Source organism: Streptomyces sp. NPDC002793 (assembly GCF_040295485.1).
GTDB lineage: Bacteria > Actinomycetota > Actinomycetes > Streptomycetales > Streptomycetaceae > Streptomyces.
In genome coordinates, this window is the sequence record NZ_JBEOVL010000123.1 from 1 (window position 1) to 2,599 (window position 2,599).

Consider the following 2,599-nt stretch of genomic DNA (forward strand, 5'->3'; position numbering starts at 1 on the left):
CGGCGACCGCCTCGAGGACTGGATCACCCGAGCCGAGCAGGACTCCCTGGTCCCACTCGCCTCCTTCGCTCACAACCTCCGCCGCGACTTCGACGTCGTCCGCAACGGCCTGTCCCTGCCGCACAGCTCCGGCGCCGTCGAGGGCAATATCAACCGTCTGAAGATGCTGAAGCGGCAGATGTTCCGCCGAGCCGGCCTCGATCTCCTTCGCAAACGTGTCCTACTCGCGCGATGAGCCCAGCCGTCCGGATCACAAGATCGTCGACAGAACCCGGATCTTCACGTGGATCGCGTCGATGAAGACCACCGGGTAGACCACGTCCAGGGGCCGGTTCTGCCATTCGGCCATGCCTTCGAGGACCTTGTCGGTGATCGTGGAGATCGTCTGACGGGACACCTCGGCGCCATAGACCTCGGCGAGGTGGGCCTGGACCTCACCGGTAGTCAGCCCTTCGCCGCGAGTGAGATGACCATCTCGTCGACGCCCGACAGGCGCTTCTGACGCTTCTTGACGATCTTCGGCTCGAAGGAACCCTCGCGGTCCCGGGGCACGGCTATCTCGACCGGACCGACGTCGGTCAGCACGGTTTTGCCACGGGTCCCGTTGCGGCTGTTGCCGCCGTTCTTCCCGGCGGGATCGTGCTTGTCATAGCCGAGGTGGTCGGTGATCTCGCCCTCGAGGGCCGGCTCCAGGAGCCGCTTGGTCAGCTGCTGCAGCAGCCCTCCCTCGCCAGTCAGCTGAAGGCCCTCGGCCTGAGCCCGGCCCACCAGTTCATCAATCAGCCGGTCGTCCACAGACTTCGACGGCGCCGTCTCAGACGGCTCGACGGGCTCGGCCTCAGACACGTTGTTGCTGGTCATCGATGCATCTTCCATGATCGGGAGTTACACCGAACGTTTTACAGTCCCGCATGAGCTGAATTGTGGTGGCTTTCCCGCGCCATTCGCGTCGGCGAATCCGGTCACCTCGCCGGCGCGCAGAGTGAGCGCGACCTCCTGCAAAACCCGCTTGGAGCCGAAGGGCCGGCCCAGGCCCTTGGCCTCGACAAGAACATCGCCCTTCTCTGCTGTGCACTTCCCTCACATGAGCGGCCGGCAACTGACCGGCCCGGCAGCCGCGGCTCTGGCCGAAACTGCCATTTCCAGATCGCTTCCGTTCATGTAGGGTCTTCTTGCGTTATCGCAAGGGGGAGGGAGCCTACAAGGGCGGCCTGAACAGGCGTGGAAACCGAAAGGCCCCCGCGTGGACTTCTTCCCCCAATTACTCTGAAATACGGGCACCTACTCGCGTCATTGCCGGGTAAGCACAATCAGCTGCCAGATCAGCACGGCGTGCACCAAAATGCACATGGCCCACGCACTGGCTCCACGCATTCCATGACGAAATACTGTCACCCATCCAGCTGCCGCCAGAAGCACGACTGCGGCACAGATAACCCAGGAAATGACAAGCCACGGGGTGGGAAACTCTGTAAAGAGACCGATCAAGGCAAGTGGCACAAGCGCCAGCAGAGGCAAGGCCCAGGTGCCCTCGGTGGCAGTACGCGGGGACGCGGTGTCGGTCATGCGGAATGCTCCGTATTTCTGTTCGCGGCGTGCTGACGACAGGCCGGGCATGTACCCAGCGGAACCAGGCATGCCCGGCCTGTCGCTGCTCAGTCAGGAGACACGGTCAACCGTGGTCCCCTCCTGTCAGTGAAGCGCGTTGTAGATCTCCAGAAGCGTCAGCCCCGGAGAGATCGCGGCGAGAGGCGCCCGCACCCACCACGACAGGCCGTCGTACCACTTCTTGAAGTCGCTGAACTTGCCGCCGATGGCCTTGGCGAAGCCGCCGACCTTGCTGAAGGCCGCCTTGATGGCGCTCCACTTGCTGGCGGCGGAGACCTCGCCATTCGCGATCTGGGTCATCTCGGTCCGCTCAGCGGCCGAGAGGCTGACCGCGAACGGGCTCGCCAGCAGAGCACGTGCGGCCTGCTGGGCCTCAGCCTGCTGCGTGACCGAAACGGCGGCCTGAGGCGCGGGCGCGGGGGCCGCCTGCGCCAGGCCGGCAGTCCCACCGAGAGCTATCGCAGCGACAGCCGAAACGGCCGCCATCCGCAGTGTATTGCGATTCATTCGGTTTTCCCTCACGTCGTCGCAAGGGGAAGGAAGCCCACAGGCAACCCGAACAGGCGTGGAACCGAAAAGGTCCCCCACGAACTTCAATCCCCCGATTAATGGAACTTGTCATTCCTCCGGTCAGGGAGGAACGGCGTGCCGGCACCCTCAATCCTCTGGGCGCCGAGCACACGTGCACGCTACCCCCTGATCGATCACCTGACCATGATGAAAGCCGACAGCTGCGGCGCATATTCACCCCCATTCTGCACTGACTTGCTAATTCATTCTTCGCAAGTGCCTACCCTTGGCCAAAACCAGACTGCGGCATCAGAGTGGGCATCGGGAGGGGCCTCGCGGAACGCGGAGGGCGTATCTCCCCGAATGATCGGTTGATGGTCACCGAGTAAGGGCTTGCAGGGAATCAAGGTGTTGCTTCCCGTTCCGGTTGTCGTTGTTGTGGTATGCGCATCGCGGACAGAACTCGTGACCAACTCGCCTT

3 protein-coding genes and 1 pseudogene are annotated in these 2,599 nt (G+C 63.3%); 1 reads left to right on the top strand and 3 read right to left on the bottom strand.

Features of this window, described 5'->3' with window-relative positions:
• Positions 1 to 235, top strand: a 235-nt coding sequence (locus ABT001_RS35825) for a transposase (RefSeq protein WP_351285877.1), incomplete at its 5' end; no start/stop codon positions are given.
• Between the two features lie 36 nt (positions 236 to 271).
• Here the strand turns inward: ABT001_RS35825 and ABT001_RS35830 are convergent.
• The 3 genes and pseudogenes from ABT001_RS35830 to ABT001_RS35840 form a co-directional block, all read right to left on the bottom strand.
• Positions 272 to 861, bottom strand: a pseudogene (locus ABT001_RS35830) (transposase); the annotation flags it as partial.
• A gap of 429 nt (positions 862 to 1,290) precedes the next feature.
• Positions 1,291 to 1,566 (bottom strand): hypothetical protein, encoded by a 276-nt coding sequence (locus tag ABT001_RS35835; protein ID WP_200696801.1) that lies wholly within the window; start codon positions 1,564 to 1,566, stop codon positions 1,291 to 1,293.
• 126 nt (positions 1,567 to 1,692) lie between these two features.
• Positions 1,693 to 2,115 carry a hypothetical protein gene (locus tag ABT001_RS35840; RefSeq protein WP_200696800.1) on the bottom strand — a complete coding sequence of 141 codons (423 nt, stop codon included), beginning with the start codon at positions 2,113 to 2,115 and terminating at the stop codon, positions 1,693 to 1,695.
• Between the last annotated feature and the right edge of the window lie 484 nt (positions 2,116 to 2,599).